The sequence below is a fragment of the Rhizobium sp. SU303 genome, assembly GCF_021052345.1.
In the GTDB taxonomy this organism is placed as follows: Bacteria; Pseudomonadota; Alphaproteobacteria; order Rhizobiales; family Rhizobiaceae; genus Rhizobium; species Rhizobium laguerreae.
In genome coordinates, this window is sequence record NZ_CP088098.1 from 233052 (window position 1) to 257725 (window position 24674).

The 24674-nt window shown below is 61.5% G+C and carries 22 protein-coding genes; 16 read left to right on the top strand and 6 right to left on the bottom strand.

Annotated elements, in window-relative coordinates; all coding sequences use genetic code 11:
- Nucleotides 1–3 precede the first annotated feature (3 nt).
- Nucleotides 4–915: an alpha/beta hydrolase gene (locus tag RlegSU303_RS32515; protein WP_231284059.1), complete on the bottom strand. Its 912-nt coding sequence runs from the start codon at nucleotides 913–915 to the stop codon at nucleotides 4–6.
- A 225-nt stretch (nucleotides 916–1140) separates the two neighbouring features.
- Between RlegSU303_RS32515 and RlegSU303_RS32520 the strand changes: the two genes are divergently transcribed.
- Together RlegSU303_RS32520 and RlegSU303_RS32525 are read left to right on the top strand one after the other, a co-directional pair.
- The gene (locus RlegSU303_RS32520; RefSeq protein ID WP_231284061.1) at nucleotides 1141–1665 is read left to right on the top strand and encodes an RNA polymerase sigma factor; all 525 of its coding nucleotides are present in this window, start codon (nucleotides 1141–1143) and stop codon (nucleotides 1663–1665) included.
- A complete protein-coding gene (locus tag RlegSU303_RS32525; RefSeq protein WP_231284063.1) occupies nucleotides 1662–3788 on the top strand; it encodes a YfbK domain-containing protein in 2127 nt (708 codons plus the stop codon). Before RlegSU303_RS32520 ends, RlegSU303_RS32525 begins: the two co-directional genes overlap by 4 nt.
- A gap of 63 nt (nucleotides 3789–3851) precedes the next feature.
- On the opposite strand, the gene RlegSU303_RS32530 is transcribed toward RlegSU303_RS32525, so the two are convergent.
- Complete coding sequence (locus RlegSU303_RS32530) at nucleotides 3852–4778, bottom strand: SMP-30/gluconolactonase/LRE family protein (protein ID WP_231284148.1); 927 nt, start codon at nucleotides 4776–4778, stop codon at nucleotides 3852–3854.
- A gap of 226 nt (nucleotides 4779–5004) precedes the next feature.
- Here RlegSU303_RS32530 and RlegSU303_RS32535 point away from each other — a divergent pair, with 226 nt between their 5' ends.
- A complete protein-coding gene (locus tag RlegSU303_RS32535; RefSeq protein ID WP_231284065.1) occupies nucleotides 5005–6081 on the top strand; it encodes a LacI family DNA-binding transcriptional regulator in 1077 nt (358 codons plus the stop codon).
- A 106-nt stretch (nucleotides 6082–6187) separates the two neighbouring features.
- Here RlegSU303_RS32535 and RlegSU303_RS32540 read toward each other — a convergent pair whose 3' ends face one another.
- Together RlegSU303_RS32540 and RlegSU303_RS32545 are read right to left on the bottom strand one after the other, a co-directional pair.
- Complete coding sequence (locus RlegSU303_RS32540; RefSeq protein ID WP_168291264.1) at nucleotides 6188–7219, bottom strand: L-idonate 5-dehydrogenase; 1032 nt, start codon at nucleotides 7217–7219, stop codon at nucleotides 6188–6190.
- 10 nt (nucleotides 7220–7229) lie between these two features.
- Complete coding sequence (locus tag RlegSU303_RS32545) at nucleotides 7230–8171, bottom strand: 2-hydroxyacid dehydrogenase (protein ID WP_231284068.1); 942 nt, start codon at nucleotides 8169–8171, stop codon at nucleotides 7230–7232.
- Between the two features lie 135 nt (nucleotides 8172–8306).
- Between RlegSU303_RS32545 and RlegSU303_RS32550 the strand changes: the two genes are divergently transcribed.
- The 13 genes from RlegSU303_RS32550 to RlegSU303_RS32610 all read left to right on the top strand — a co-directional run bounded on the left by RlegSU303_RS32550 (nucleotide 8307) and on the right by RlegSU303_RS32610 (nucleotide 22751).
- Entirely contained in the window at nucleotides 8307–9071 is a 765-nt protein-coding gene (locus RlegSU303_RS32550; RefSeq protein WP_131709567.1) for an SDR family oxidoreductase, read from the top strand.
- Nucleotides 9072–9084: 13 nt separating this feature from the next.
- Nucleotides 9085–9642, top strand: a complete 558-nt coding sequence (locus RlegSU303_RS32555; RefSeq protein ID WP_017958198.1) for a gluconokinase — start codon at nucleotides 9085–9087, stop codon at nucleotides 9640–9642.
- Nucleotides 9632–10525 carry an NAD(P)-dependent oxidoreductase gene (locus tag RlegSU303_RS32560; protein ID WP_131620605.1) on the top strand — a complete coding sequence of 298 codons (894 nt, stop codon included), beginning with the start codon at nucleotides 9632–9634 and terminating at the stop codon, nucleotides 10523–10525. The genes RlegSU303_RS32555 and RlegSU303_RS32560 overlap by 11 nt, the downstream gene beginning before the upstream one ends.
- Nucleotides 10526–10633: 108 nt before the next feature.
- On the top strand, nucleotides 10634–12130 hold the full coding sequence (locus tag RlegSU303_RS32565) for a sugar ABC transporter ATP-binding protein (RefSeq protein WP_131620604.1): 1497 nt from the start codon (nucleotides 10634–10636) through the stop codon (nucleotides 12128–12130).
- An 18-nt stretch (nucleotides 12131–12148) separates the two neighbouring features.
- Nucleotides 12149–13189: an ABC transporter permease gene (locus RlegSU303_RS32570; RefSeq protein WP_003555504.1), complete on the top strand. Its 1041-nt coding sequence runs from the start codon at nucleotides 12149–12151 to the stop codon at nucleotides 13187–13189.
- A 51-nt stretch (nucleotides 13190–13240) separates the two neighbouring features.
- The gene (locus tag RlegSU303_RS32575) at nucleotides 13241–14338 is read left to right on the top strand and encodes an ABC transporter substrate-binding protein (RefSeq protein ID WP_017958201.1); all 1098 of its coding nucleotides are present in this window, start codon (nucleotides 13241–13243) and stop codon (nucleotides 14336–14338) included.
- 95 nt (nucleotides 14339–14433) lie between these two features.
- Entirely contained in the window at nucleotides 14434–14772 is a 339-nt protein-coding gene (locus RlegSU303_RS32580) for a hypothetical protein (RefSeq protein ID WP_017958202.1), read from the top strand.
- Between the two features lie 329 nt (nucleotides 14773–15101).
- Entirely contained in the window at nucleotides 15102–16127 is a 1026-nt protein-coding gene (locus tag RlegSU303_RS32585) for an ABC transporter substrate-binding protein (protein WP_231284070.1), read from the top strand.
- Nucleotides 16128–16161: 34 nt separating this feature from the next.
- On the top strand, nucleotides 16162–17079 hold the full coding sequence (locus tag RlegSU303_RS32590) for an ABC transporter permease (protein ID WP_017958204.1): 918 nt from the start codon (nucleotides 16162–16164) through the stop codon (nucleotides 17077–17079).
- The gene (locus RlegSU303_RS32595; protein ID WP_231284071.1) at nucleotides 17055–17804 is read left to right on the top strand and encodes an ABC transporter ATP-binding protein; all 750 of its coding nucleotides are present in this window, start codon (nucleotides 17055–17057) and stop codon (nucleotides 17802–17804) included. The genes RlegSU303_RS32590 and RlegSU303_RS32595 overlap by 25 nt, the downstream gene beginning before the upstream one ends.
- 35 nt (nucleotides 17805–17839) lie before the next feature.
- On the top strand, nucleotides 17840–19213 hold the full coding sequence (locus RlegSU303_RS32600; protein ID WP_231284073.1) for an LLM class flavin-dependent oxidoreductase: 1374 nt from the start codon (nucleotides 17840–17842) through the stop codon (nucleotides 19211–19213).
- 63 nt (nucleotides 19214–19276) lie between these two features.
- Nucleotides 19277–20347 (top strand): LLM class flavin-dependent oxidoreductase, encoded by a 1071-nt coding sequence (locus RlegSU303_RS32605; protein ID WP_231284075.1) that lies wholly within the window; start codon nucleotides 19277–19279, stop codon nucleotides 20345–20347.
- Nucleotides 20348–20789: 442 nt separating this feature from the next.
- Complete coding sequence (locus tag RlegSU303_RS32610; RefSeq protein WP_017958208.1) at nucleotides 20790–22751, top strand: methyl-accepting chemotaxis protein; 1962 nt, start codon at nucleotides 20790–20792, stop codon at nucleotides 22749–22751.
- Between the two features lie 142 nt (nucleotides 22752–22893).
- On the opposite strand, the gene mctP is transcribed toward RlegSU303_RS32610, so the two are convergent.
- Entirely contained in the window at nucleotides 22894–24369 is a 1476-nt protein-coding gene (gene mctP / locus RlegSU303_RS32615; RefSeq protein WP_094088855.1) for a sodium:solute symporter family monocarboxylate transporter, read from the bottom strand.
- Nucleotides 24359–24556: a DUF3311 domain-containing protein gene (locus tag RlegSU303_RS32620; RefSeq protein WP_003555492.1), complete on the bottom strand. Its 198-nt coding sequence runs from the start codon at nucleotides 24554–24556 to the stop codon at nucleotides 24359–24361. Before RlegSU303_RS32620 ends, mctP begins: the two co-directional genes overlap by 11 nt.
- Between the last annotated feature and the right edge of the window lie 118 nt (nucleotides 24557–24674).

Here is a 24674-nt window from a genome sequence, read left to right on the forward strand (position 1 = left end):
TCGTCAGGCGGCCGCAAAACGCCGAATGGCCTCGCAGACGGCACGGAAGCCGTCGCGTGCGCCATCGCTCATGTGACGGGCGCGCAGCCAGGCATGCACCATCTGCGGCTCCTCCCGGAACCAGACGTCGACGCCCTCCGCGGTGAGCCGGGCGGCATAGTGCCGGCCGTCATCCCGAAGCGGATCGAAATGCGCGACCGTGATGAAGGCCGGCGGCAGTCCGGCAAGCGAAGCTGCATGCAGCGGCTCGGCGATCTCATTGCCTGCAGGTGCCTGCAGGATCTCGCGGTAATAGGTGACATCCGCCGTCGTCAGGCCCGGCGCCGCGGCCATTTCGACGTAAGAGCCTGCGGCAAGGTCACCGCCGAGCGCCGGATAGATCAGGACCTGGCCGACGACGCCGGACAGGTCCTCGTCGCGCGCCCGCAATGCAAGGCCCGCCGCCAGATTGCCGCCTGCGCTGTCGCCGATCAAGACGACCCTGCTGTTGGCTGAAAGCAGATGTTTCAACACGGTAAAGCCGTCATCCGTCTGCGCCGGCCAGCGATATTCAGGGGCCAGCCGGTAATCGACGGACACGAGTTCCGCACCGGCAAAATCGGCGATCTCGGCGCAGATGGCATGGTGGCTCTCGAGCGAACCGACAACGAAGCCGCCGCCGTGAAGATAAAGCAGAATAGTGCGCGTGCTGATTTTGCGTGGACGGTAGCGCCGGATCGGTATGCGCTGGAGCATACCGTCCGCAAAGATCATCTCCGGGGGCAGCGGGCGGTCAAAGCGCGCGCAAAGAGCGTCGTACCAATGTCGCTGCTGTTCGATCGATGCTTGGACAGCGTCTGGCGGATAGAAGGCATCGCAAATCGCGAGAAACTGCAGAATGCCCTTTTCGATGGGGGCAGGCGGTTGAGCGGACATGGAGGTCCTTTCGCGATTTGGGACATGACAGGTCAATGTCCCTGGCCGACTCTGTCCTCATCATGCGCCTTTGTGACGGGGACGATCTGTCTGGCCGCGACCCATGAATGTCGCGCCCCTCAAAATTTCCGATAATTTTTTCGCTATCGACCCAAGGAAAGCCATCCGAGAAACGTCTCAATCTCGAAATAGCATCTTGCTGGGTAGCATGGGGTAGGTGCGGAATTGGACGCGGAGCTCATCGAACGAGCGCAGGGTGGCGACCGGGAGGCCTTCGGGCAACTGGTCTCGCGCCACTATGAATTTGTCCATGCGACGGCGTGGCGGTGGTCGGGCAGTTCCACTGATGCCGACGACATCGCCCAGGAGGTCTGCGTCAAGCTCGGCGCGGCGATCCGCAGCTTTCGCGGCGCCAGCCGCTTCAGGACATGGCTCTATACCCTGACGCTGAACGCTGCCCGCGACCATAGACGCAAGCTTGCACGAGAGGTGCAGACATTCCGCGCTTACGCCGCCGAACCGCAGCAGGATGCGCCGGCCGGAAATGACGACGAGCTATCGAGCGAATTATGGGCAGCCGTGCGCGCCTTGCCGGAAAGGCAATGCGACGCAGTGCTGCTCGTTTACGGCGAAGGTCTCAGCCATTCGGCTGCCGCCGATGTCATGGGCTGCTCGGAGGCGACCGTGTCCTGGCAGGTCCATGAGGCGCGCAAAAGGCTGAAGGCCGTGCTCGGCAAGGAAGAGGTATGACCGTGGACAAGGAACTCGAAAAGCTCTCCCGCTTGACACCGCCGGCAGCGACGCCGGAGGCGCGTGCGCGTGCTCTTGCTGCCGCGATGCAGGCCTTCGACACCGCAGAAAATAATGCGCCGGCCGCCCAAGGAAATGCGAAAGGCTGGCGTCAAAGCTCCATCATCAACTGGATATGGAGCCCTGTCATGAACAAGAAATTCCTCGCCGGTTCAGCCCTTGCGACGCTGCTGGTCATTCCGGCCGCCGGTTATCTCGCGATCGAGCTGACCCGCAACGGATTGCCGATCGTCGACCAGACCGAGATCGCCGGCAACCTTTCGAAAAGTGAGGCGTCGAAACAACCGGCGGCAGCGGCCGGTCAGCCGGTTACGGTCGCGCCGCAAGCCCCGGCTGGGAACGACAGCCTGGCTGAGCAATCTGTCGCTGACGCGCAAGCCCCGCAGGACAAGGAGGCGCCGGCACTCGCGAAACCCGATTCGTCGCAGACATCCGAATTCGATGCCAACGACGTCGCCGCCCTCACGAACAAGCCGGAGGGTTCTGCCGCGGCACTCGGGGCGGCCAAACGCTCGGCGCCGGCCGCTCCCGGCATTGTTCCCCAGCGGCAGTTTGCCGAACCGATGGCTGCCATCGCCCCTTCGCCTGCGCCGCCTGCGGAGGGGCGTGTCCAGGTTCAACTCGACCCCGATCGCGAGCGGTTTGCCAATGCGGCGGCAAATCCGATCAAGAGCGTCGCGACGGATCCGGTCTCGACCTTCTCAGCCGATGTCGACAGCGCATCCTATTCCTTCGTTCGCCGCTCGTTGACGGGCGGGGCGATGCCCGATCCACTATCGGTTCGCGTCGAGGAGATGATCAATTATTTCCCCTATGACTGGCCAGGCCCTGACAACGCCGACCAGCCTTTCAAGGCGACGGTGACTGTCATGCCGACCCCGTGGAACCACGACACGGAATTGATGCATGTGGCGATCAAGGGCTTTGACATCGCGCCGGCGACCACGCCGCATGCCAATCTTGTCTTCCTGATCGACGTGTCGGGCTCGATGGACGAGCCGGACAAGCTGCCGCTGCTGAAAAGCGCTTTCCGGCTGCTGGTCAACAAGCTGAAACCCGACGATACCGTCTCGATCGTCACCTATGCCGGCAATGCCGGCACGGTGCTCCAGCCGACACGCGTGGCGGAGAAATCGAAGATCCTGTCGGCAATCGACGGACTGGAGCCCGGCGGCTCGACCGGTGGCGCCGAAGGCATCGAGGCGGCCTACAATCTTGCCAAGCAGGGCTTCGTCAAGGACGGCGTCAACCGGGTGATGCTGGCGACGGATGGCGATTTCAATGTCGGCCCGTCGAGCGACGAGGATTTGAAGCGCATCATCGAAGAGAGGCGCAAAGACAGCATCTTCCTCACCGTTCTCGGTTTCGGGCGGGGCAATCTCAACGATTCCCTGATGCAGACGCTCGCCCAGAACGGCAATGGCAGCGCCGCCTATATCGATACCTTGGCCGAGGCGCAGAAGACGCTGGTCGAAGAGGCCGGATCGACGCTGTTTCCGATCGCCAACGACGTCAAGTTCCAGGTCGAGTTCAACCCGGAACGGATCGCCGAATACCGGCTGATCGGCTACGAGACACGGACGCTGAACCGCGAGGATTTCAACAATGACCGGGTCGACGCTGGCGATATCGGCTCCGGCCACAGCGTCACGGCGATTTACGAGATTACGCCCAAGGGAAGTCCGGCAGTGATGAATGACGACCTGCGGTACGGCGCAGCCAATAAGGTGCCGGCCGAGACCGCCGACAGCACCCGTCAAGGCGAGCTTGCCTTCGTCAAGATGCGCTACAAGCGGCCGGGAGAGGACAAGAGCGCTCTCATCACCACCCCTGTTAATGACGGCAACGCGGTCGCCACCATCGATGCCGCGCCGCAGGATGTCCGCTTCTCGGTGGCCGTCGCAGCCTTCGGCCAGAAACTCAGCCATGTCGCGGCCGTCGACACCTATTCCTACCAGGCGATCGCCGATCTCGCCGCGGCATCGCGAGGCACTGACGCCTTCGGCTACAGGTCGGATTTTCTCGGCCTCGTTCGGCTGGCGGACGGCCTCAGTCAACGATGAGGCAAGAGGTACAAAACTGACCAAACAAGAGGCCGTCCCAAAAGGGCGGCCTCTGCTTAGTGATCATCCCGGTCTCGACCCGTTGGCGGTGAGATAAACAGCGTAGAGAGACGTGCTCGCGGTGATGAAGAGACGGTTCAGTTTCTCTCCGCCGAAAGTGACGTTGGAGACGCCCTCAGGAATATGGATCTTGCCGATCAACGCTCCATCCGGATCATAGGCGTGCACACCATCGCCGGCGCTCGTCCATATCCGGCCTTTCCGGTCGACGCGAAAACCATCGAACAGGCCTGAGGTGCATTCTGCGAAAACGCCGAGATCGCTCAGCCTTCCCTCATTCGAGACCGCGAGCTTTCTGATATGACGCGGACCGCCGGACAGGTGTGTTGCCCCGGTGTCGGCGATATAAAGCACTGTCTCATCGGGGGAGAAAGCCAGCCCGTTCGGCTTGACGAAATCGGACGCCACTTGATCGGTCGTGTCTGTTGCCGGATCATGCCGGTAGACGTGGCATCCACCGATTTCCTCTGTGCCGTAGTCGCCCTCATAATCGTGGAGGATGCCGTAGCTCGGGTCGGTGAACCAGATAGTTCCATCGGACTTGACGGTGACGTCGTTTGGAGAATTGAGCCGCTTGCCTACAATTCGATCGGCCAGAACGGTGATCCTGCCGTCGAATTCCGTGCGCGTGACACGGCGCGTCAGATGCTCACAGGTGATGAGCCGGCCCTGATTGTCGACCGTGTTGCCATTCGAGTTGTTGCTGGGTGCGCGGAATACCGATGTGTGCCCGCTGGTATCATCATAACGCATCATTCGGTTGTTGGGGATATCCGAGAAAACCAGATACCGCCCGGCGGCAAACCAGGCCGGCCCCTCCAGCCAACGGCCACCCGTCCAAAGTCGCTCAACGCGAGCGTGACCGACGAAGCAGCTTTCAAAGCGAGGGTCGAGAACCTCAAACCCCGTACCGTCAATTTGCCCGAACATGATGCTCCTCCATTGCTCTAAATTTGTTATCGATATCATCTTGCCGTGTTCTGATGGCTTCGTACAGATACCGATCTGCCGACCGTTGCGAAAATGCCCCAGGAATCTTGGTTTTTGGACTTCGGAATGGTGCATTCCTGCAATAATATCGATTGTGCGATGATAGCGATAACTTTATCGTGTCTTGAACTACCCAGCTCGGAAGCTTGTTTGAAAGCGGAGACCAGTGAAAAACGAGGATGAGCCGAAAGACAAGCGTCTCAAGCCAGCAGACGCTCAAAAGCTGACGATGGCGGAGGTCGCCAAATATGTCGGCGTATCTGCGATGACCGTTTCGCGTGCCTTTCGCCAGGATGCGAGCGTTTCCGAGGAGACTCGAAAGCGCATCATGGAGGCCGTCGACGCACTCGGCTATGTGCTCGACCTGTCTGCCGGCAGTCTTTCTTCAAGGCGGAGCGGCTTCATCGCCGCGCTGGTGCCCTCGATCAACAATTCGAATTTTTCCGACACCGCGCGGGGCATGACCGATGCACTGGAAAAGACCGGCCTTCAGCTCCTCCTCGGCTATACCGATTATTCGACGGAGAAAGAAGAAGAACTGATCGAGGCGATGCTGCGCCGCCGACCGGAAGGCATCATCCTGACCGGTGGTTCGCACACGCCGCGCGCACGGCGCATGCTCGCGCAAGCCGACATTCCTGTTGTCGAGACGTGGGAGCTTCCGGAGGATCCGATCAATCAGGTTGTCGGTTTTTCCAACAGCGAGGCGATGGCCCTGCTGGTGCGGACGCTTGCCAGTCAGGGATATCGGAAGTTCGGCTATATCGGAGGAACGACGGCGCGCGATACACGCGGAAGCCAGCGGCGAAGCGGTTTCCAGAGAACAGTCGAAGAACTGGGCCTCGGACCGGGACGAATGATTTCCTTCGGCGTCCCGCCCATCACCATGGAACAGGGTGGCCAGGCGATCGTCAGCCTGCTGGAGCGCTGGCCGGACACGGAAGTGGTTCTTTGCGTCTCCGACCTTTCCGCCTTCGGCGCCATCATGGAATGCACGCGCAGGGGAATGAAGGTTCCGCGGGACATCGCCATTGCCGGTTTCGGCGACTATGAGATCTCGTCCATCTGTCATCCGCGCATCACCACCATCAATGTGGACTGTTACGGCATCGGTCGTCAGGCCGCCGCCCGCCTGCTGGATGCCCTCCATACCGGCGAGGCGACCGGCGATGAGATCACATTGACAGGCTACAAGGTTGTCTTGCGCGAAAGCACGGATCGTAACCGCGCTCCGACCGCTTGAGTACTGCAGCGCCGCGCGTCTTTTCAGATGCGCGGCGCTGTAAAACTTTGAATGGCTCGATAATTTATCCTCAAATCGATTCCGGTTTAAGGAGTTGTGCAGTCGGTCAGAAAGCGATCTGCACTTTCATCGACTTGCTGCGATCGCCCGCCAATTCAAAGGCGGCGACGGCCTCTTCGATCCCAAAGACGCCCGTCAGCAACGGCTTCAGATCGACGCGACGCGCGTTGATCAGCTCGACGGCGAGCGCAAATTCCTCGTGAAAACGGAATGTGCCACGCATCTCGATTTCCTTCGCAACGATCATGTTCTGCGGAATGGAAACATCGCCGCCAAGGCCGAGCTGCACGAGAACAGCGCGGGGCTTAAGCGTCTCCAAGCCGGCGCGCACCGCCCGCTCATTTCCCGACGCTTCGAACATGACATCGAAATATCCCTTTTCGGCACCGTAGGCCGCGAGGTCGGAAGCATGCGTGGCAACATTGATCGTTCGATCGGCGCCGCTGGTGCGGGCAATCGCCAGAACGCTGTCGGTCACGTCGGTCGCAACGATTTCGCGGGCGCCGAGAACGCGCGCCGCAACGATCGCCAACATCCCAATGGGGCCGCAACCGGTGACCAGCACCCGTTTGCCGAGCAGCGATCCGGCGCGGTTTGCCGCATGCAACGTCACCGCAAAGGGTTCGGCAAAGGCCGCCTCATAGATGGAAATGCCGTCCGTAACCTTGTGGCACTGCCAACGCTCCGCCACCAAGCGCTGGCGAAAGCCGCCCTGAATGTGCGGCATCGGCATGGCACTGCCGTAGAACCGCATGTTGAGGCAGTGGTTTTGCTGCCCCTTCAGGCAATATTGGCAATGATTGCACGGCCGGCTCGGAGAAACTGCGACACGGTCTCCGACGGCAAGATCGGCGACGCCGGAGCCGAGCGCCTTGACCGTTCCGGCGATCTCGTGACCGAGGATCATCGGTTCGCGCAGGCGAACTGTGCCGAAACCGCCGTGATTGTAATAATGCAGGTCTGAACCGCAGATGCCGCCTGCTTCGATGGCAATCTCCACCTGCCCGGCGCCCGCAACCTCCGGCTCGCGCTCTTCGATCCTGAGATCCTTGGCGGCATGAATGACGATGGCTTTCATATCGGCTTCCTCACACGACGGGAGTTGGAAGTGGGATACCTGCAAAATGTGCAGCGAGATTGTCTCTGACCAGTTGGCCCATGGCCTTGCGGGTCTCGACAGTGCCAGAGCCGTGATGGGGCTGCAACACGACGTTTTGGAGGGTCAGGAAACGTGCATCGATCTTGGGTTCGTTCAGGAAGACGTCGAGGCCCGCAGCCTGAATGGTGCGGTCTTGAAGGGCTGCGATCAGTGCCTCTTCGTCGACGGTGGTCCCGCGCGAAACATTGATCAAGATGCCGTTCGGACCGAGCGCTTTAAGCACCTCGGCATTGATGATCTTCATGGTCGCCTCCCCGCCGGGGACGATGACGATCAGAAAATCGGCCCAAGCGGCAAGCGCGACCAGATCGGGCTCGTAGGTGTAGGCAACATCCTGGTGATCATGGCGGGCGAAATAGGAGATGTCGCAGCCGAAGGCGGCAGCCCTTCCGGCGATTGCCTTGCCGATCCGCCCCATGCCGGCGATCCCCACCTTCTTGCCCGAGACGCGCGTCACCAGCGGCATAGCGACACTGCCCCACTGGCCGGAGCGGACAAAAACATCGGCCTGCGGGATCTGCCTTGCCGTCGCAAGCAGCAGTCCGAGGGCGATATCGGCGACATCTTCGGTCAGCACATCGGGCGTGTTCGTGACGCGAATGCCGTTGGCGCGGGCATAGGACAAGTCGATTGCGTCGGTGCCGACGCCGTAACAGGAGACGATTTCCAGTTTCGGCAATTGCGCCATCAGCTCTGCGGACGCTCCGAGTTCGCCACGGGTCGCTATGGCGCGGATATCCTTGCCGACCCTGGAAATCAGCTCGTGCCGGTCTGCCGCTTCCCATAGGCGATGGACGCGGTAGTTCGCCTCCAGGTCTACCATGTCCCATTCCGGATAAGCTCCGGCCATCAAGATTTTTACCTCAGGCATTCCGTTTCCATCCCGCATTTTGACAGTTGATTATGTTATCGATAACATATAATTCGGAAGAGGGATGTCAAGTGAGTTTCACCGTCAGCGGCAGCGTAAGCCGTCGCCCGCGGCGAGACCGGAGGAGTGATTTGCATGAAGAACTTGTTTGATCTGACCGGACGGCGTGCCCTGATCACCGGCTCGAGCCAGGGGATCGGCTATGCCCTGGCCGAAGGCCTGGCGCAGCATGGCGCCGAGGTGATCATCAACGGCCGCACGCCCGAAAGCGTCAAACGTGCGGTCGCGAGCCTCAAGGATCAAGGCCTGTCTGCCCATGCGGCGATCTTCGACGTGACCAGCAAGGATGCTGCCAAGGAAGGCATCGACGCGATCGAAGCCGATATCGGGCCGCTCGACATCCTGATCAACAATGCCGGCATGCAGTTTCGCACGCCGCTGGAAGATTTTCCGGCGGACAAATGGGAGCTGCTGCTGACCACCAATATTTCGAGCGTGTTCTACGTCGGCCAGGCAGCGGCCAAACCCATGATCGCCCGCGGGCAGGGCAAGATCATCAACATCGCCTCGGTTCAAAGCGAACTGGCGCGGCCCGGCATTGCTCCCTATACGGCGACCAAGGGTGCGGTGCGCAATCTGACCCGCGGCATGTGCGCCGACTGGGCCAAGTACGGCCTGCAGATCAATGCGATTGCGCCGGGCTATTTCAAGACGCCGCTCAATCAGGCGCTCGTCGACAATCCCGAGTTCTCGTCCTGGCTCGAGAAGCGGACGCCGGCCGGACGCTGGGGCAATGTCGAGGAACTGGTCGGCGCCGCCGTTTTCCTGTCGGGCCGGGGCTCGTCCTTCATCAACGGGCACACGCTTTATGTCGACGGCGGCATCACGACCTGCCTCTGATAGAGACGAGACCATGGATTTCGAGAAAAAGGCGGCCCCTCTGGCCGTCGTCGTCATGGGGGTCAGCGGTAGCGGAAAATCTTCGGTTGGAGAGCGCATCGCCACTCAAAACGGCATGCCGTTTCTGGAAGGTGACCAACTCCATCCTGCCGGAAATGTCGAGAAGATGGCGCAGGGCATACCGCTTGCTGACGACGACCGCCTGCCCTGGCTCGACCGGATCGGCGAGGAAATAAGGACCGCGCAAGAAGCATCGCAAGGGTTGGTGATTTCCTGTTCGGCGCTGAAGAGAAGCTATCGGGACAGGCTGAGACAGGCAGCGGGTGGGCGCCTGGCCTTTGTTTTCCTCGAAGGATCCCGCGACCTGTTGCTGTCGCGGATGCAGGCTCGCCAGGGCCATTTCATGCCCGCGGCTCTGCTCGACAGCCAGCTGCAAACGCTGGAGCCGCCGACTTGTGAAGCTAATGTCGTCACGGTGGCGATCGATAATGCGTTGGATGATATTGTGGCGCTGGCTTGCCAGGGACTGAGCGGCATGGCCATCAGGGGAGGAGATTATCGTGCAGGATGACTACAGAGCAGATGTCGCCGTCATCGGTGCCGGCATCATGGGAACGGCGATCGTCACGCGATTGATCGAAACCGGGCATAAGGTCTCCGTCTTCGACCTGGATACCGAAAAAGTCGCGGCTTTGCAGGCCAAGGGTGCGCGCCCGGCCGGCTCCGTGGAGGAAGCTGTCTCACGGTCGGCGTTTTGTGTGCTCAGCCTCAATCACGCAAATATTGTCCGGGCGGTCGTCTTCGGCGAAAAGGGTGTTGCGGCGGCGGCAAATGCCGACAAGGTGCTGATCGACATGTCGTCGATCGACCCGGCCGACACGGCCGACATGGCGATGCGGCTGCGTCGAGAAACGGGCATGGCATGGGTGGATTGCCCGCTCTCCGGCGGCGTGCCGGGTGCGCTGAGCGGACGCCTGACGATCATGGCGGGCGGCAGCGCTGAGGATTTCGAACGGGCACGCGTGGTGATGCGGCATCTTGCCGCCAATTACACGCTGATGGGTGCATCTGGCGCCGGGCAGACGACGAAGCTGATCAATCAATTGTTTTGCGCCGTGCTGTTTCAGGCCGTCGCTGAGGCGGTCAAGCTCGCCGAAGCCGGCGGCGTCGATCCGGCCGCCATTCCGGCAGCCCTTGCCGGCGGCAGGGCGGACAACAGGATAATGCAGGAATTCATGGCGAAATTTGCTGCCCGGGATTTCTCGCCGACAGGCAGAATCGACAACATGTTGAAGGACCTGGATTCGCTTCAGGCGTTTGCGCTGAAGACGAAGACGCCATTGCCGATGACCGGCTCGGTTGTCGAGATTCACCGCCTGCTCTGCGCTGCCGGGCTTGGACCGAAGGACTCGGCCGAGATGATGCGCCTTCTTGATGGATTTCAGGCCGACTGACGTCAGACTCTCCGAGAAATTCGAGATCGTCATCTTTCCGCTTGACCATCCACAAATGTTATCGATAACATACAATCAATGACAACCGCAGCTTTGGGAGGAGCCACAGTGGAAGCCAAGAGACTGCTGGAGTTCCAGTCGATCACCAAGAGCTTCGGCGGCACGCAAGCGCTGCGCGACGTCTCGATCGATCTGCGCGAGGGGGAAATCCTCGCGCTGCTGGGGGAAAACGGCGCCGGCAAATCGACGCTCATCAAGACGCTTGCGGGTATCTACAAGCCCGACAGCGGCGACATCCTTTTTCGCGGCCAGAGCTACCATCATCGTCCCCCGAAGCCGAACGAGCGGCAGCCGGTTGCCTTCATCCACCAGGATCTCGGTTTGATCGAGTGGATGACGGTCGGCGAGAACATGGGCCTGTCGCAGGGTTTCTCAATGCGCCGCGGCCTGATCGATTGGAACAGGACGCAGGCGCGTGCCAAGGAAGCCTTGAAACTGGTCGGCTGCGATTTTGACCCCACGACGCGAGTCTCGGCGCTGTCGCGCACCGAAAAGTCGCTTGTCGCCATTGCCCGTGCGCTTGCCGTCGAAGCCGACGTTCTGGTGCTCGACGAGCCGACGGCGAGCCTTCCCGCCGATGAAGTCGATCGGCTGTTCAACGCGATCCGCCCGTTAAAGGATCGCGGCGTCGGGATGATTTACGTCTCCCACAGGCTGGACGAGATTTTCCGGATTGCCGATCGGGTCGCCGTTCTGCGCGACGGCTGCATGGTGGGACAGAAGCCCGTCAGCGAGACCAGCCCCGACGAGTTGGTGACGATGATCATCGGCCGCAGCGGCGACAGCCTCTTTTCCAAGACGGCGATCACGCCCGGCAAGGCGATCGTCAAGGTCCGCGATCTCGTCTGCACCGGTACCAGCCCGATATCCTTCGATATCCGCGAGGGCGAGCTTCTGGGCCTGGCTGGATTGCGCGGTGCCGGTCAAGAACGCATCGGCCGCGCCCTGTTCGGTTGCGAGCCCTTCAACGGCTCGGTTCTGCTGCATGACGAGGCCCCCGACCTTTCGAGCCCGCGGCGCGCTATGGCCTCGGGCATCGGCTTGATTGCCCGTGACCGGACGGAGGAATCCGTGGCGCTCTCGCTGTCCATCCGGGAAAATACCTACCTCAATCCGGGAGCCGTCGGGCGTGGGCTTTTGTCCTTCCTGTCGCCGCGCGGCGAAGCCGATCTTGCCCATAAGATCGGCCACTCCGTCGGTCTGCGGCCGAACGACCCGGATCTGCCGGTGGAGGCCCTGTCGGGCGGCAACCAGCAGAAAGTGGTCGTCGGCCGCTGGCTGGCGACCGGCCGCAAGCTGCTGGTCGCGGAAGATCCGACCGCCGGCGTCGACATCGGGGCGCGTGCCGAAATCTACCGTCTGATCACCCAGGCGCTCGAGGCCGGTCTCGCCGTTGTCGTGGTGTCGACGGACTTCGAGGAAATCGCCCATATCTGCCACCGCGCGTTGGTTTTCTCGCGCGGGAAAATCGTCAGCGAACTGACTGGAAGCGCTCTGACGACGGAGGCGGTCATCACGGCCGCATCCGCGTCGGAAGCCGCTTGAGCCATCGGGAGAACAGCCATGCAATCCATTGAATCCACGGCGCTGGAGCCGACCAAGAGCGAAATGGCCGGTCTGTCCACAGGACAGAAGATCGGACGTCTGATCCCGGTTTATGGGCTGGTGATCCTGACCGTCGGCCTGATCGTGATCTTCTCGATCCTTCTGCCCGATACGTTTCCGACCGTGTTGAACGTCCGCTCGATCGTGTCCGACAAGGCTATCATCGCGCTTCTGTCGCTGGCTGCGATGATCCCGATGGCATCGGGCCGCATCGATCTGACCGTCGGCTATGGCATCGTGCTCTGGCACATTCTCGCCATCAGCCTGCAGACGGCTTACGGCCTGCCCTGGCCGGTCGCGGTCGTCATCGTGCTCGCGCTCGGTGTTCTTACCGGCTGCATCAACGGCCTGCTGGTCGAGGTTGCGAAAATCGACAGCTTCATCGCGACGCTCGGCACCGGAACGGTCTTATACGCGCTTGCCCTCTGGCACACCGGCGGCCGACAAGTGGTCGGCGTCCTGCCTGATGGTTTCTATGCGCTGAACGGCACCATGCTGTTTGGCCTGCCGATCACCGGCTTCTACGTGCTCCTGATCGCCATCTGCATGTGGATCGTGCTCGAATACCTGCCGATCGGCCGCTATCTCTACGCCATCGGCGCCAATCCGAAGGCGGCGGCCCTCAATGGCATTCCGGTCCGCAAATTCGTGATCGGCGCATTCGTCACCTCGGGGCTGCTTGCGGCTCTGACCGGGGTCCTTCTCGCCTCGAAACTGCGCATCGGCCAGGCGAGCGTCGGCCTCGAATATCTCCTGCCGGCGCTTGTCGGCGCGTTCCTCGGATCGACGACGATCAAGCCGGGCCGGGTGAACGTCTGGGGTACCTTGATCGGCGTCATCATCCTGGCGGTCGGAATATCAGGAATTCAGCAATTCGGCGGGTCTTTCTTCGTCGAACCGCTGTTCAACGGCGTGACGCTGCTGATTGCCATCGGCATAGCAGGCTACGCCCAGCGCAAGCGCGGAGCTGTGAGGAGGATCACACCCGCATCCAAATGAGGATGCCGGCTGATCCCGGCATTTCACAACAAACAAAATGGAGGAGTGAACATGAAGCGCAGAACGTTATTGCAGGCAACGGTCGCAACCGTCGCCGTTATGCTCAGCATGCCGGCATTGGCCGATTCGATGGCCGACGCCAAGGCCGTGGTCGAAAAGTATGCTTCCAAGGTGAGCGCCTGGGATGGCCCGACGAGCGGCCCGAAGGGCGCTGCCGGAAAGAACATCGTCATTCTGGCCGGCGATATGAAAAACGGCGGCATCCTCGGCGTGGTCAATGGCGTTCAGGAGGCTGCAGGCGCTCTCGGCTGGACGGTGAAGGCGCTTGACGGCGCCGGTTCGATCGGCGGACGGACCGCGGCGTTCGGCCAGGCCATGGCGCTGAAGCCGGATGGCATCATCATCAACGGCTTTGACGCGGTCGAGCAGAAGCCGGCGATGGAAGCAGCCAAGGCTGCCGGCATTCCGATGGTTTCCTGGCACGCCGCCTCGGCGGTCGGTCCGGTTCCCGAGGTCGGTGTCTTCGCAAACGTGACCACCGATGCGATGGAAGTGTCGAAGTCCGCGGCGGATTGGGCCTTCGCCGATGCCGGCGGCAAGCCGGGCGTCATCATCTTCACCGATTCCACCTATGCGATCGCGATCGCCAAGGCCGATCGCATGAAGAAGGAGATCGAGGATCTCGGCGGCACGGTGCTCGAATATGTCGACACGCCGATCGCCGAAACCTCGCAGCGCATGCCGCAGCTGACCACGTCGCTTCTGCAGAAGTATGGTGCGAAGTGGACGCATTCGCTGGCGATCAACGACCTCTATTACGACTTCATGGGACCTTCGCTCGCCTCGGCCGGCATTGCAGGTGATGGAAAACCGGTGAACGTCGCAGCCGGCGACGGTTCGGAGAGCGCCTATCAGCGTATCCGTGCCAAGCAGTTCCAGGCCGTCACGGTCGCCGAGCCGCTCAACCTCCAGGGCTGGCAGCTCGTCGACGAACTGAACCGTGCCTTTGCGGGTGCTCCCTGGTCGGGCTATGTGTCGCCGCTGCATGTGGTGACCAGCCAGAACGTCGAGTTTGACGGTGGGCCGAAGAACAGCTTCGATCCCGACAACGGCTATCGCGATCAATACAAGAAAATCTGGGGCAAATAGTCCTTTCACTCAGGGCGTATCGACGGATACGCCCTGACCTTACGACAACATACCAACATCGATCCAGCTCCGGCGAGTTTTGGAAAAGAGAACCTATGATCATTCGTTATGCTTTGTTTGAAGGCGAAATCCATCCCGGCAGAGAAGCGGAATTCCGCGAATTCGTGCGGCAACGGCTCGTCCCTCTCTGGACGAAGTTTCCGGGCGCCGAGGAAATCCGGGTGCTGGACGGGATGGAGCGCGACGCAGGCGCCCCTGTTTATGCCATGGCGCTCGCCATTCGTTATCCCGATATGGATGCGGTAAACGCGGCACTTCTCTCCGATGTGCGGTCGCAGAGCCGCGAAGTCACCGGCGAACTCCTGCAGCTCTTTACCGGCAAGGTGCATCATCATGTATTCGCGGCCAACGAATATGCACCGCATATTGCCTGAGATCAGGTGATCCCGACGTCCGCGACGGCCCGGGCGTTTGAAGGGCGACTGCTCCGGTCCGCTTGCCCGGCTTAAACAAGAGTAAGGGTTTGAACAAAGACCCGGAAAGCGCCCGCGGACGAACGTCCCAGGCGCTTTTTTCATGTCGGGACGCGCCGAGCATCCTTCGGACGCGATGGATGCGATCGTTTCGGTTGCCCGACTTTTGAGGACAATTTTCCCTCAGCGCCGCTTTCATTAAACTAAATAGTCTATCGATTTAGTAGATTATACTCCATCTTACCGTGCATCGCGCCGGCAAACAACAATCCGAAACGGGAAGATCGACGATGACATTGGCAAAGACATTCAAAATTGCGTTGTTCAGTCTGCTTGGTCTCAGTGCCATTCACGGTCCGGCTGCAGCTCAGGCAGAGGCTCCGCTCCTTCCCAAGGTGCCGCCAGGCACGGTGCTGACGATCGGCGATCCGGTCACCCAGAAAGCGCTCGAAGTGTCCGGCCTCGGCAAGGAACTCAGTTTCGAGGTCAAGTGGGCCAATATCAGCGGCGGGCCGCAGACGTCGGAAGCTTTCCGCGCCCATGCACTCGATGTCGGGTCGGTAGCCGAGATCCCTTCGATCTTCGCCAACTGGAACAACCTGCCCGTCCGCAACATCGCCTATCGCGAACGCCGTGACCCGATCGCCAATCCGATCTACCGCTTCGGCATCGCACCAGGCACGGCCGTCAAGACGCTGGCGGATTTCCGCGGCAAACGCATCGCCTTCAGCCCGGGGCAGGCCCAGGGCACGCTCGTTCTGCGTGCCCTCCATGCCGCAGGCTTGAAGAGCGGCGACGTCACTCTGGTGGAACTGCCGAGCACCAGCGACGTCTACCCGAAGGCATTGGCGAGCAAGCAGGTCGACATCGCACCGCTCGGCGGCGTCTACATCAGGCGCTACATCACCCAATACGGACCCGATGGCGCGACCCTCGTGGAACATGGCCTGCGGGATGATCCGAGCCATCTTTACGCGCCGCAATGGGTTCTGGATAATCCCGCCAAGGCGGCAGCGCTCGCCGAATATGTAGGCCTGTGGGCACGCGCCACCGAATGGGTGAACCGGAATCCGGACCACTGGATCAAGGAATATTACGTCGGTCAGCAGGGGTTGAGTCAGGAGGACGGGGAATATCTCGTTAAGCTGACCGGCGAACAGGTCGTTCCCAGCGATTGGAGCGAAGTGAAGAAGCGTCACCAGGAAACCATCGACCTGCTGGCAGACGAGCTCGGCTACAAGCCCCTCAATGTGGAGCAGATTTTCGACAATCGCTTCGAAAAGCTCGGCGCCGCGGCTTTGGCCAAGAGCCAGTAACGTTCGACACCCCTTCGGAGAGGAGATTTGAAGCATGGCAACCACTTGGGATGCAGATGAGGCGAAACTGTCGCGGTCGTCCGGCGGTAGAATTGCGCATGCAGGTTCACGCGCGACAAGGCCGGTTGGCCCGGCTAGCTTTGCTGGCTCGGCTGGCTTGGCCGGCCCCCGCGCCCGGCGCAGGCTCGGTCCCGGACCCGCGATCCCTTTCGGGTTGCAGATCGGACCGGCATTGCTCGTCTTGACCTGGGTCGTCGGTTCTGCGCTCGGATGGATCGACCCGCGGATCCTGTCGGCGCCGTGGACGGTGGTCGAGGCTTTCGTAAGGCTGATCGAGCAGGGTCGCCTGCAGGATAATTTCCTGACGTCGGCGACGCGCGCCCTGCTCGGCCTCAGCATCGGATTGCTGATCGGCACGATTTTGGCGGTGATCGCCGGTCTTTCCCGGATCGGCGAAGCCCTGATTGACGGGCCGGTCCAGATCAAGCGTGCGATACCGACACTGGCCCTGATCCCCTTGCTGATCCTGTGGTTCGGCATCGGCGAGAGCATGAAGGTTACGACCATCGCGCTTGCCGTGATCGTGCCGATTTACATGCACACCCACAATGCGCTCCGCAGCATCGACAGCCGTTATGTCGAACTGGCCGAGACCCTGCGGATGAGCCAGAAGGACTTCATCCTTCAGGTGGTTCTGCCGGGTGCTTTGCCGGGTTTCCTTCTGGGTCTGCGGTTTGCCGTCACCCTCTGCTGGGTTTCTCTCGTCGTGGTCGAGCAGATCAACGCCACCAGCGGGCTCGGTTACATGATCGATCTTGCCCGCAATTACGGGCAGACCGACGTCATTCTCGTCGGCCTGGTGGTCTATGTGCTGCTGGGTCTCGTTTCGGACGGTCTCGTCCGCCTGCTTGAACGGAGGGCCCTCTCATGGCGCCGCACCTTGGCAAACTGAAGCCCGCACCCAAAGCCGTCCACGTGCGAGACCTCGCACGCCGGTTTGCGACGAAGACGATCCTCGACGGTGTCGATCTCGATATCGAGGAAGGCGAGTTCGTCGCCCTGCTCGGCCGCAGCGGCTCCGGCAAAAGCACGTTCCTGAGGGCTCTTGCCGGTCTCGATCACGGTGTCGAGGGAACCGGCACCCTCGAGACACCGGAGAGCCTTTCGGTGGTTTTCCAGGATGCCCGCCTGCTGCCGTGGCGCACCGTCATCCAGAACGTCACGCTCGGCTTGACCGGCGCCTCCGGCCAGGAAGCCGGACGGAAGGCTTTGGCGGAAGTCGGACTTGCAGGCCGGGAAACGGCGTGGCCGCACCAGCTTTCGGGTGGCGAGCAGCAGAGGGCCGCGCTTGCCCGTTCGCTGGTGCGCGAACCGGCCCTGCTTCTCGCCGATGAGCCGTTCGGTGCGCTGGACGCGCTGACCCGGCTGAAAATGCACGATCTGCTGCGGGAGTTGTGTACAAGACACCGTCCTGCCGTGCTGCTCGTCACCCACGACGTCGATGAGGCGATTTCGCTGGCCGACCGGATCCTGGTCCTCGACGAGGGCCGCCTCATCGAGGATCTCACGATCGATCTGCCGACGCCGCGCGACCATGGCGATCCGCGCTTTGCGCAATTCCGAATCCACCTTCTCAGCCGGCTCGGGGTCGAGCTTCCGGGCCGCAAGGCCGCCTGACATCAGCAACAGTTCAATTTGATGAGGATAAGCCAATGAGCACATCGAAACGGCAAATGCGGCTTGGCGCATTCATCATGGCGACCGGCCATCATATCGCCGCCTGGCGCCATCCGGAGGCGCAGGCCGATGCCGGCCTCAATATCGATCACTACCGCGAACTCGCGCAGACCGCCGAACGCGGCAAATTCGATCTCGTCTTCGTCGCCGACAGCCCGGCGGGATGGGACCGCGCCAAGGACCCGGAGGCGCTTCGCCGCACAGCCCAGGGCGCGCATTTCGAGCCTCTTACGCTTTGGGCCGCCCTTTCCCAGGTGACCAAACATATCGGCTTCGTCGCCACGGCATCGACGACCTACGAGGACCCCTACCTTCTCGCCCGCAGGTTCGCGTCGCTCGACTATATCTCCAAGGGCCGCGCCGCATGGAACGTCGTCACGACGGGCGCGGATGTTTCGAAGAATTTTTCAATCGCAGGCCATCCTGCCCATGCCGATCGTTATGAGCGGGCCGAGGAATTCGTCGACCTGGTGAAGGGCCTATGGGATTCTTATGAGGACGACGCCTTCATCCGCGACAAGGAAAGCGGCGTCTATCTCGACCCCGACAAGGTGCATCTCGTCGATCACAAGGGCAAGTTCTTCTCGGTGGCCGGTCCGCTCAACGTCGGCCGTCCGGTTCAGGGCTATCCTGTCATCGTGCAGGCCGGGGCATCGGAACCGGGGCGCGAACTTGCCGCCCGCACGGCCGAGATGATCTTTACCGCCAACCAGACCTTCGAGGATGCGCAGGAATTCTATACCGACGTCAAAGGGCGGCTCGCCCGCTACGGACGCCGGCCGGACGAACTGCTGATCAGTCCCGGCATATTCCCTGTTCTCGGCGGGACAGAAGCGGAAGCCCAGGCGAATTACGACCATATCCAATCACTGGTTCATCCCTCCATCGCCTGGAATATCCTTGCCCGCCACTACAAGGGCATCGACCTTTCCGGCTACTCGCTGGACGATCCCGCCCCTCCCCTGCCTGAAAATACCGAACTCAACAAAAGCCGCCTCAAGCTGGTTTCCGATCTGGTCTCGCGCAACAATCTGACGCTGCGCCAGTTCTATCTGGCGGTCGCCACCGCTCGTGGCCATCGGACGGTTGTGGGAACGCCCGAGCAGATCGCCGATGCGATGCAGAGCTGGTTCGAGAATGGTGCGGCCGACGCCTTCAACATCATGCCGCCGATCCTCCCCACCGCCTTGACCGATTTCGTCGATCAGGTCGTGCCGATCCTGCGCAAGCGCGGTCTGTTCCGGCACGAATACGAAGGCACGACGCTGCGGGAGAACCTTGGCCTCCAACGCCCGCCGAATGGCTTTGTGGTTCAGGCGGGGCAGCAGCAGGTGCAGGCGGCCGTATGATCTCTTGAGGGGGCTTCCCTCCCCCTCGTTTTGTTCCAATCACACACAGAACCGCAGCATCGCATGAGCAATAACTCCGAATTTCTCTGGTATATTCCGAACGACGTCAAAGCCGGTCATCGCGGCGATTCCGCCGTCGAGAACCACAACAGCCTGGATACGCTGACCAGCCACGCAAGGGCGCTGGAGGAACATGGCTGGAAGGGCGCGCTCATCGGTACCGGTTGGGGCCGCCCCGACACGTTTACCGTCGCGGCCTCGCTCGCCGCCCGAACCACCACCTTCGAACCGCTCATTGCGATCCGTCCAGGCTATTGGCGACCGGCGAATTTCGCTTCCGCGGCGGCGACACTGGACCATCTGACGGGCGGCCGCGTGCGGATCAACATCGTGTCGGGCAAGGATAACCTGCCCGCCTACGGCGACAGTGAGGGCGATCAAGCGCATCGCTACGCTAGGACCAAGGAGTTCATGCGGCTGGTCCGCAGATTATGGACCGAAGAAAACGTCACCTCGGCAGGCGAGAACTTCCGCGTCGCTGAATCCACCGTGGTGCCGCGCATCCAGGTCCGCGGCGACCGTCGGCACCCCAAATTCTATTTTGGCGGCGCTTCGGAAGCGGCCGAGCGGGTGGCCGCCACCGAGGCCGATGTCCAGCTCTTCTGGGGCGAGCCCCTCGACGGTGTCCGCGAACGGATCGCGCGGCTCAAGGCGTTGAGCCGGGAACTGGACCGCGACCTCCCACCGCTGCAGTTCGGCCTGCGGATCACGACGCTGGTCCGCGACACCACGGAACAGGCCTGGACCGATGCCGAGGCGAAGGTCGCCGAGATGGCCAGAAGCAAGGGCAGCGGCTGGAATGATCACCAACGGGCGCTCGCCGTCGGCCAGCAGCGGCTGCTCGATCTGCATGAGCGCGGCGAAGTCCTCGACGACAACCTCTATACCGCCCCGGGCAAATTCGGCGGCGGCGGCGCCGGCACCACCTGGCTGGTCGGTTCGGCGGAAGACGTCGCCCGCTCGCTGCGCAAATACCAGGATCTCGGCGTCACCCACTTCGTGCTGTCCGACACGCCCTATCTCTCCGAAATCAAACGGCAGGGCGATCAGCTTCTTCCGCTGCTGCGCGGCTGAAGCCGGAGCAGCGGCGCTCCGGTGCCGCCGCTGCAATTCATGCCGATTGGCGAGCCCGTTCAGAGCGTCGCGCAGTTCGCGGGCAAGCCGCGGAACCTTGTTGTTTGGGCGAGGTAAGAGATTTCGCAACCATCGGGAGCGCGCTCGTCAAATTGTCCATCCGAAAAGCGCAAATGCTATCCAGATAGAGCGCTATAGCTTGCTCCGTCGGCTCCGTTTACACTCTCTAAAATATATTACTCTAATTTTTTAGGTATCGGGGCGACGTTCTTGAGAATTGTCACCTCCGCCATGATGGCGGGCCAGGCACCCGAATTTCGCATGAAATCGGCTTTTATTGCTTTGACGGATGTCCCGTATCTCAAGCGCGATTCCGGGCACAGGGTGCCCGTCCGCTGCCGAGACATCCTTCGAACAAAGCTCACCGCGGGGGAGAGTGCATATGAAGAATATCATGAGTTTCGGGGTTGTGGCGCGCTTGGCGCTTGGCTTCGGCGTTCTCCTCTTGCTGATGGTAGGCTTGACCATCTATTCGACGGAAGAAGTTGCGCAGATCAACGATAAACTTGGAGCGATCAACGACGTCAACAGCGTGAAGCAGCGGTTTGCCATCAACTACCGTGGCAGCGTGCACGATCGGGCGATCGCCATCCGCGACGTCACTCTGGTGACGTCTCCCGATGAACGGAAGACGGCCGAGGCATTGATCGAGAAGCTGGCCGCGTCTTACGCCGAGAATGAAAAGCGCATGGCGGATATGGTTGCATCTCCGGCCGGTGCGACGGAACAGGAAAAGACCATCCTCAGCGAGATTGCAGACATTCAGGCGAAGACCAATCCATTGGTCGCCCAGATCATTGCGCTGCAGGAGAAGGGCGACGGCGAGGCCGCCCGCAAAATTCTGCTCGAACAGGCTCGGCCGGCCTTCGTTGCCTGGCTCGGCGCCATCAACAAATTCATCGACTATCAGGAAGCGCTGAACAAATCGATCGGCGGCGAGGTTCGCAGCATGGCAAGCGGCTTCAAGCCATTCGCCCTGACCGCGCTTGGCATTGCGGCTGTTCTTTCACTGGTTGCCGCCGCCGTGACCGCACGCACGATCGTCGGCCCGCTGGCAAAACTTCAGCTTTCGCTGAAAGCGATGGCCGACGGCAATCTTGATGGCGATCGCCGCCTCGAAGCGCGAGGCGATGAGATCGGCAAGCTCGCACGGGCCGTGGCCGGGCTGCGCGACGCAATTTCGGCAAAGGCGGAACGGGAAGCCGACGCGGAGGCGAAGAGAGCCGTGTCGGAGCGGCATCGGCTCGAGCAGGATGCCAATGAACGCCGCACGCTTGCCGAGCAGACGGACCAGGCTGTCGGCCAGCTTGGCGATGCATTGCAGGCGCTGGCTGACGGCGACCTCACACAGCAGATCGGCACTCCGTTCATTCCGTCTCTGGAAAAACTCCGCGCCGACTTCAATTCTGCGGTCGAAAAGCTCCGTGCCGCCATGCAGAAGGTTGCCCAGAACGCCAGCGCCATCGCCGCCGGTGCACAGGAGATCCGCTCCGCCTCGGACGATCTCGCCAAGCGGACGGAACAGCAGGCAGCCTCGGTCGAGGAAACCGCCGCTGCCCTGGAAGAAATTACGACCACCGTTGCCGACTCGAGCAACAAGGCTCAGGAAGCCGGCCAGCTCGTTCGCAAGACGAAGGACAGTGCCGAGCGCTCGGGCAGCGTCGTTCGGGACGCGGTCGACGCCATGGGCAAGATCGAATCCTCCGCCACCGAAATCGGCAGCATCATCGGTGTCATCGATGAAATCGCCTTCCAGACCAACCTGCTGGCGCTCAATGCCGGTGTCGAAGCCGCACGTGCCGGTGAGGCTGGCAAGGGCTTTGCGGTCGTGGCTCAGGAAGTGCGTGAATTGGCGCAACGTTCCGCCAAGGCGGCCAAGGAAATCAAGGAACTCATCAACGCTTCGAACGGCCACGTCAAAAGCGGTGTGGCCCTGGTTGGCGAGACCGGAAAGGCGCTGAAGGAGATTGCCGAGCAGGTGCAGCAGGTCGACGGCAATGTGGGGGCCATCGTCGGCGCTTCGCAAGAGCAGGCGACGGGACTGAAAGAAATCAATACCGCCGTCAACAGGATGGATCAGGGGACGCAGCAGAACGCCGCCATGGTGGAAGAAGCCACAGCGGCCGCCCACAACCTCGCCAAGGAAGCCGACGCGCTGTTCCAGCTTCTGGGCCAGTTCAACATTGGCGGAGTGGTGGCACCGAAGCGCGCATCGCAGCCCGCTGCCGCGGCGCCGCATGCTCAACCGGCGCCCTCGCCTGCGCGCCAAATGATTGCCAAAGTGGGTAAGTCGTTCCAGACGAACGGGAATGCGGCAGTGTCCGGCGATTGGGAAGAGTTTTAAGTCGCTCTGATCTCTCTCCAGCTTATGCAGGAACGCCAAAGCGGCATAATTTTGCGAAGGGCAGCGTTTGCTGCCCTTCGCATTTTCGGCCCAAAGAGCATGATGTTGTCCGAAAGCCGCTCACACTTTTCGGCACCATGCTCTAGGCCCGGACCGGAGCCTTGGCCGGAAGCAGGGCGTTGACCACGACCGCAACGGCGATGTTGGCGGCAAGCGCCAGCAGTCCGGTATAGACGGTGAAGGGTTCGCCGCCGAGGCTGATCAGATGCAGAGGCTTCCAACCGGCATCCCAGACAAGGAAAGTACCCCCCCCGAAGCCGACGAACCAGCCGGCAAGCAGACCGGGGGCTCGGAACCAGTTGGTGTACAGGCCGAAGACCAGCGCCGGAAGCGTCTGCAGGATCCAGATGCCGCCGAGCAGCTGCAGGTCGAGGGCGAATTGCGTCGGCAGGAAGATGATGACGAGCAGCGCCCCGACCTTCACGACGAGCGAGGTGACCTTTGCGACCTTGGCCTCGCCCGCGTCGCTGACGTCAGGATCGACATAGGCTTTCCAGAAATTGCGGGTGAAGAGATTGGCGGCGCCGATGCTCATCACCGCTGCCGGCACCAGGGCGCCGATGGCGATCGCCGCAAAGGCGAAGCCGGAGAACCAGCCCGAAAACAGCGTCTTGAACAGCGTCGGAACAACGTCGTTGGCGCTGTCGAGCTTCAGGTTGGCGGCATGCCCCATATAGCCGAGCAGCGCCAGAAGGCCGAGCAGTAGCGTATAGGCGGGCAACATGATCGCATTCTTGCGGATCGTCTTGCCGCTGTTGGAGGCAAAGATGCCGGTCAGCGTATGCGGATACATGAAAGCCGCGAGTGCCGAACCCAAAGCGAGTGTGGCATAGGCGACATACTGGTTGCCGCCGAGCAGCAGGTTGCCGGACCCCTTGGCCTGGAAGGCCGCATCGGCCGAGGCGAAGACATTGGCGTAGCCTCCGAGTTTCGACGGGATCAGGGCAACCGCCGCGATCACGACGATATAGATCATGATGTCCTTGACGAAGGCGATCAGCGCCGGGGCGCGCAGGCCCGCGGAATAGGTGTAGAGCGCCAGCACGATAAAGGCGATTGCCAGCGGCAGTTCGCCATGCAGCCCGAGCGCCTTCAGCACCGCCGTCATGCCGACGAGTTGGAGGGCGATGTAGGGCATGGTGGCGATGACGCCGGTTGCCGCCACGGCGAGTTCGAGACCGCGCGATCCGTATTGGCCGTGGACGACGTCGCCAGCCGTCACATAGCCGAAATCCTTGGCGCGTTTCCACAGCACAGGCATGACCATGAAGACGAAGGGATAGACGACGATGGTGTAGGGCAGCGCAAAGAAGCCGTAGGCTCCCACGGTATAGACGAGCGCCGGGACGGCGATCACGGTGTAAGCGGTATAGAAATCGCCGCCGACGAGGAACCAGGTGATCCAGGTGCCGAAGTTGCGTCCGCCGAGGCCCCATTCATCGATATGAGCCAGTGTCTCGGGCTTGCGCCAGCGGCTGGCGACGAAGCCCATGACCGTGACCAAAACGAAAAAGAAGATGAAGACGGCAAGCGCCGTGCCGTTGATGTCAGTCGTCATGGCGAGTGCTCCGATAGGCGATCCAGGTCAGCGCTGCGGTGATCGGCACCCAGAGAAGCTGATACCAATAGAAAAAGGGAAAGCCGAAAAGAGATGGCTCGCGGACATTGTAGAATGGCGGCCAGAGCAGACCTAGATAGGGAATGACAAGCAGCCAGAGCGCTGCCTTGCTACGTGGTTTTTCCATGTCGGGATACCTTTCAGGCGCCGCGGGCGGCGGGCGCCATGTTCCAGTTGTCGGCGTGGAAGGCAGGTCTTTCAGCCGGCGGACGCGGCAGGCCCGGCTCGGGTCGCTCGAGGTTTTC

What these genes read in the sequence shown, in the direction of transcription:
- RlegSU303_RS32515 (WP_231284059.1), bottom strand. Translation starts at nt 915, where the DNA reads ATGTCCGCTCAACCGCCTGCCCCCATCGAAAAGGGCATTCTGCAGTTT.
- RlegSU303_RS32525 (WP_231284063.1), top strand. Translation starts at nt 1,662, where the DNA reads ATGACCGTGGACAAGGAACTCGAAAAGCTCTCCCGCTTGACACCGCCG.
- RlegSU303_RS32530 (WP_231284148.1), bottom strand. Translation starts at nt 4,778, where the DNA reads ATGTTCGGGCAAATTGACGGTACGGGGTTTGAGGTTCTCGACCCTCGC.
- RlegSU303_RS32540 (WP_168291264.1), bottom strand. Translation starts at nt 7,219, where the DNA reads ATGAAAGCCATCGTCATTCATGCCGCCAAGGATCTCAGGATCGAAGAG.
- RlegSU303_RS32545 (WP_231284068.1), bottom strand. Translation starts at nt 8,171, where the DNA reads ATGCCTGAGGTAAAAATCTTGATGGCCGGAGCTTATCCGGAATGGGAC.
- RlegSU303_RS32550 (WP_131709567.1), top strand. Translation starts at nt 8,307, where the DNA reads ATGAAGAACTTGTTTGATCTGACCGGACGGCGTGCCCTGATCACCGGC.
- RlegSU303_RS32555 (WP_017958198.1), top strand. Translation starts at nt 9,085, where the DNA reads ATGGATTTCGAGAAAAAGGCGGCCCCTCTGGCCGTCGTCGTCATGGGG.
- RlegSU303_RS32570 (WP_003555504.1), top strand. Translation starts at nt 12,149, where the DNA reads ATGCAATCCATTGAATCCACGGCGCTGGAGCCGACCAAGAGCGAAATG.
- RlegSU303_RS32575 (WP_017958201.1), top strand. Translation starts at nt 13,241, where the DNA reads ATGAAGCGCAGAACGTTATTGCAGGCAACGGTCGCAACCGTCGCCGTT.
- RlegSU303_RS32580 (WP_017958202.1), top strand. Translation starts at nt 14,434, where the DNA reads ATGATCATTCGTTATGCTTTGTTTGAAGGCGAAATCCATCCCGGCAGA.
- RlegSU303_RS32585 (WP_231284070.1), top strand. Translation starts at nt 15,102, where the DNA reads ATGACATTGGCAAAGACATTCAAAATTGCGTTGTTCAGTCTGCTTGGT.
- RlegSU303_RS32590 (WP_017958204.1), top strand. Translation starts at nt 16,162, where the DNA reads ATGGCAACCACTTGGGATGCAGATGAGGCGAAACTGTCGCGGTCGTCC.
- RlegSU303_RS32595 (WP_231284071.1), top strand. Translation starts at nt 17,055, where the DNA reads ATGGCGCCGCACCTTGGCAAACTGAAGCCCGCACCCAAAGCCGTCCAC.
- RlegSU303_RS32600 (WP_231284073.1), top strand. Translation starts at nt 17,840, where the DNA reads ATGAGCACATCGAAACGGCAAATGCGGCTTGGCGCATTCATCATGGCG.
- RlegSU303_RS32605 (WP_231284075.1), top strand. Translation starts at nt 19,277, where the DNA reads ATGAGCAATAACTCCGAATTTCTCTGGTATATTCCGAACGACGTCAAA.
- RlegSU303_RS32610 (WP_017958208.1), top strand. Translation starts at nt 20,790, where the DNA reads ATGAAGAATATCATGAGTTTCGGGGTTGTGGCGCGCTTGGCGCTTGGC.
- mctP (WP_094088855.1), bottom strand. Translation starts at nt 24,369, where the DNA reads ATGACGACTGACATCAACGGCACGGCGCTTGCCGTCTTCATCTTCTTT.
- RlegSU303_RS32620 (WP_003555492.1), bottom strand. Translation starts at nt 24,556, where the DNA reads ATGGAAAAACCACGTAGCAAGGCAGCGCTCTGGCTGCTTGTCATTCCC.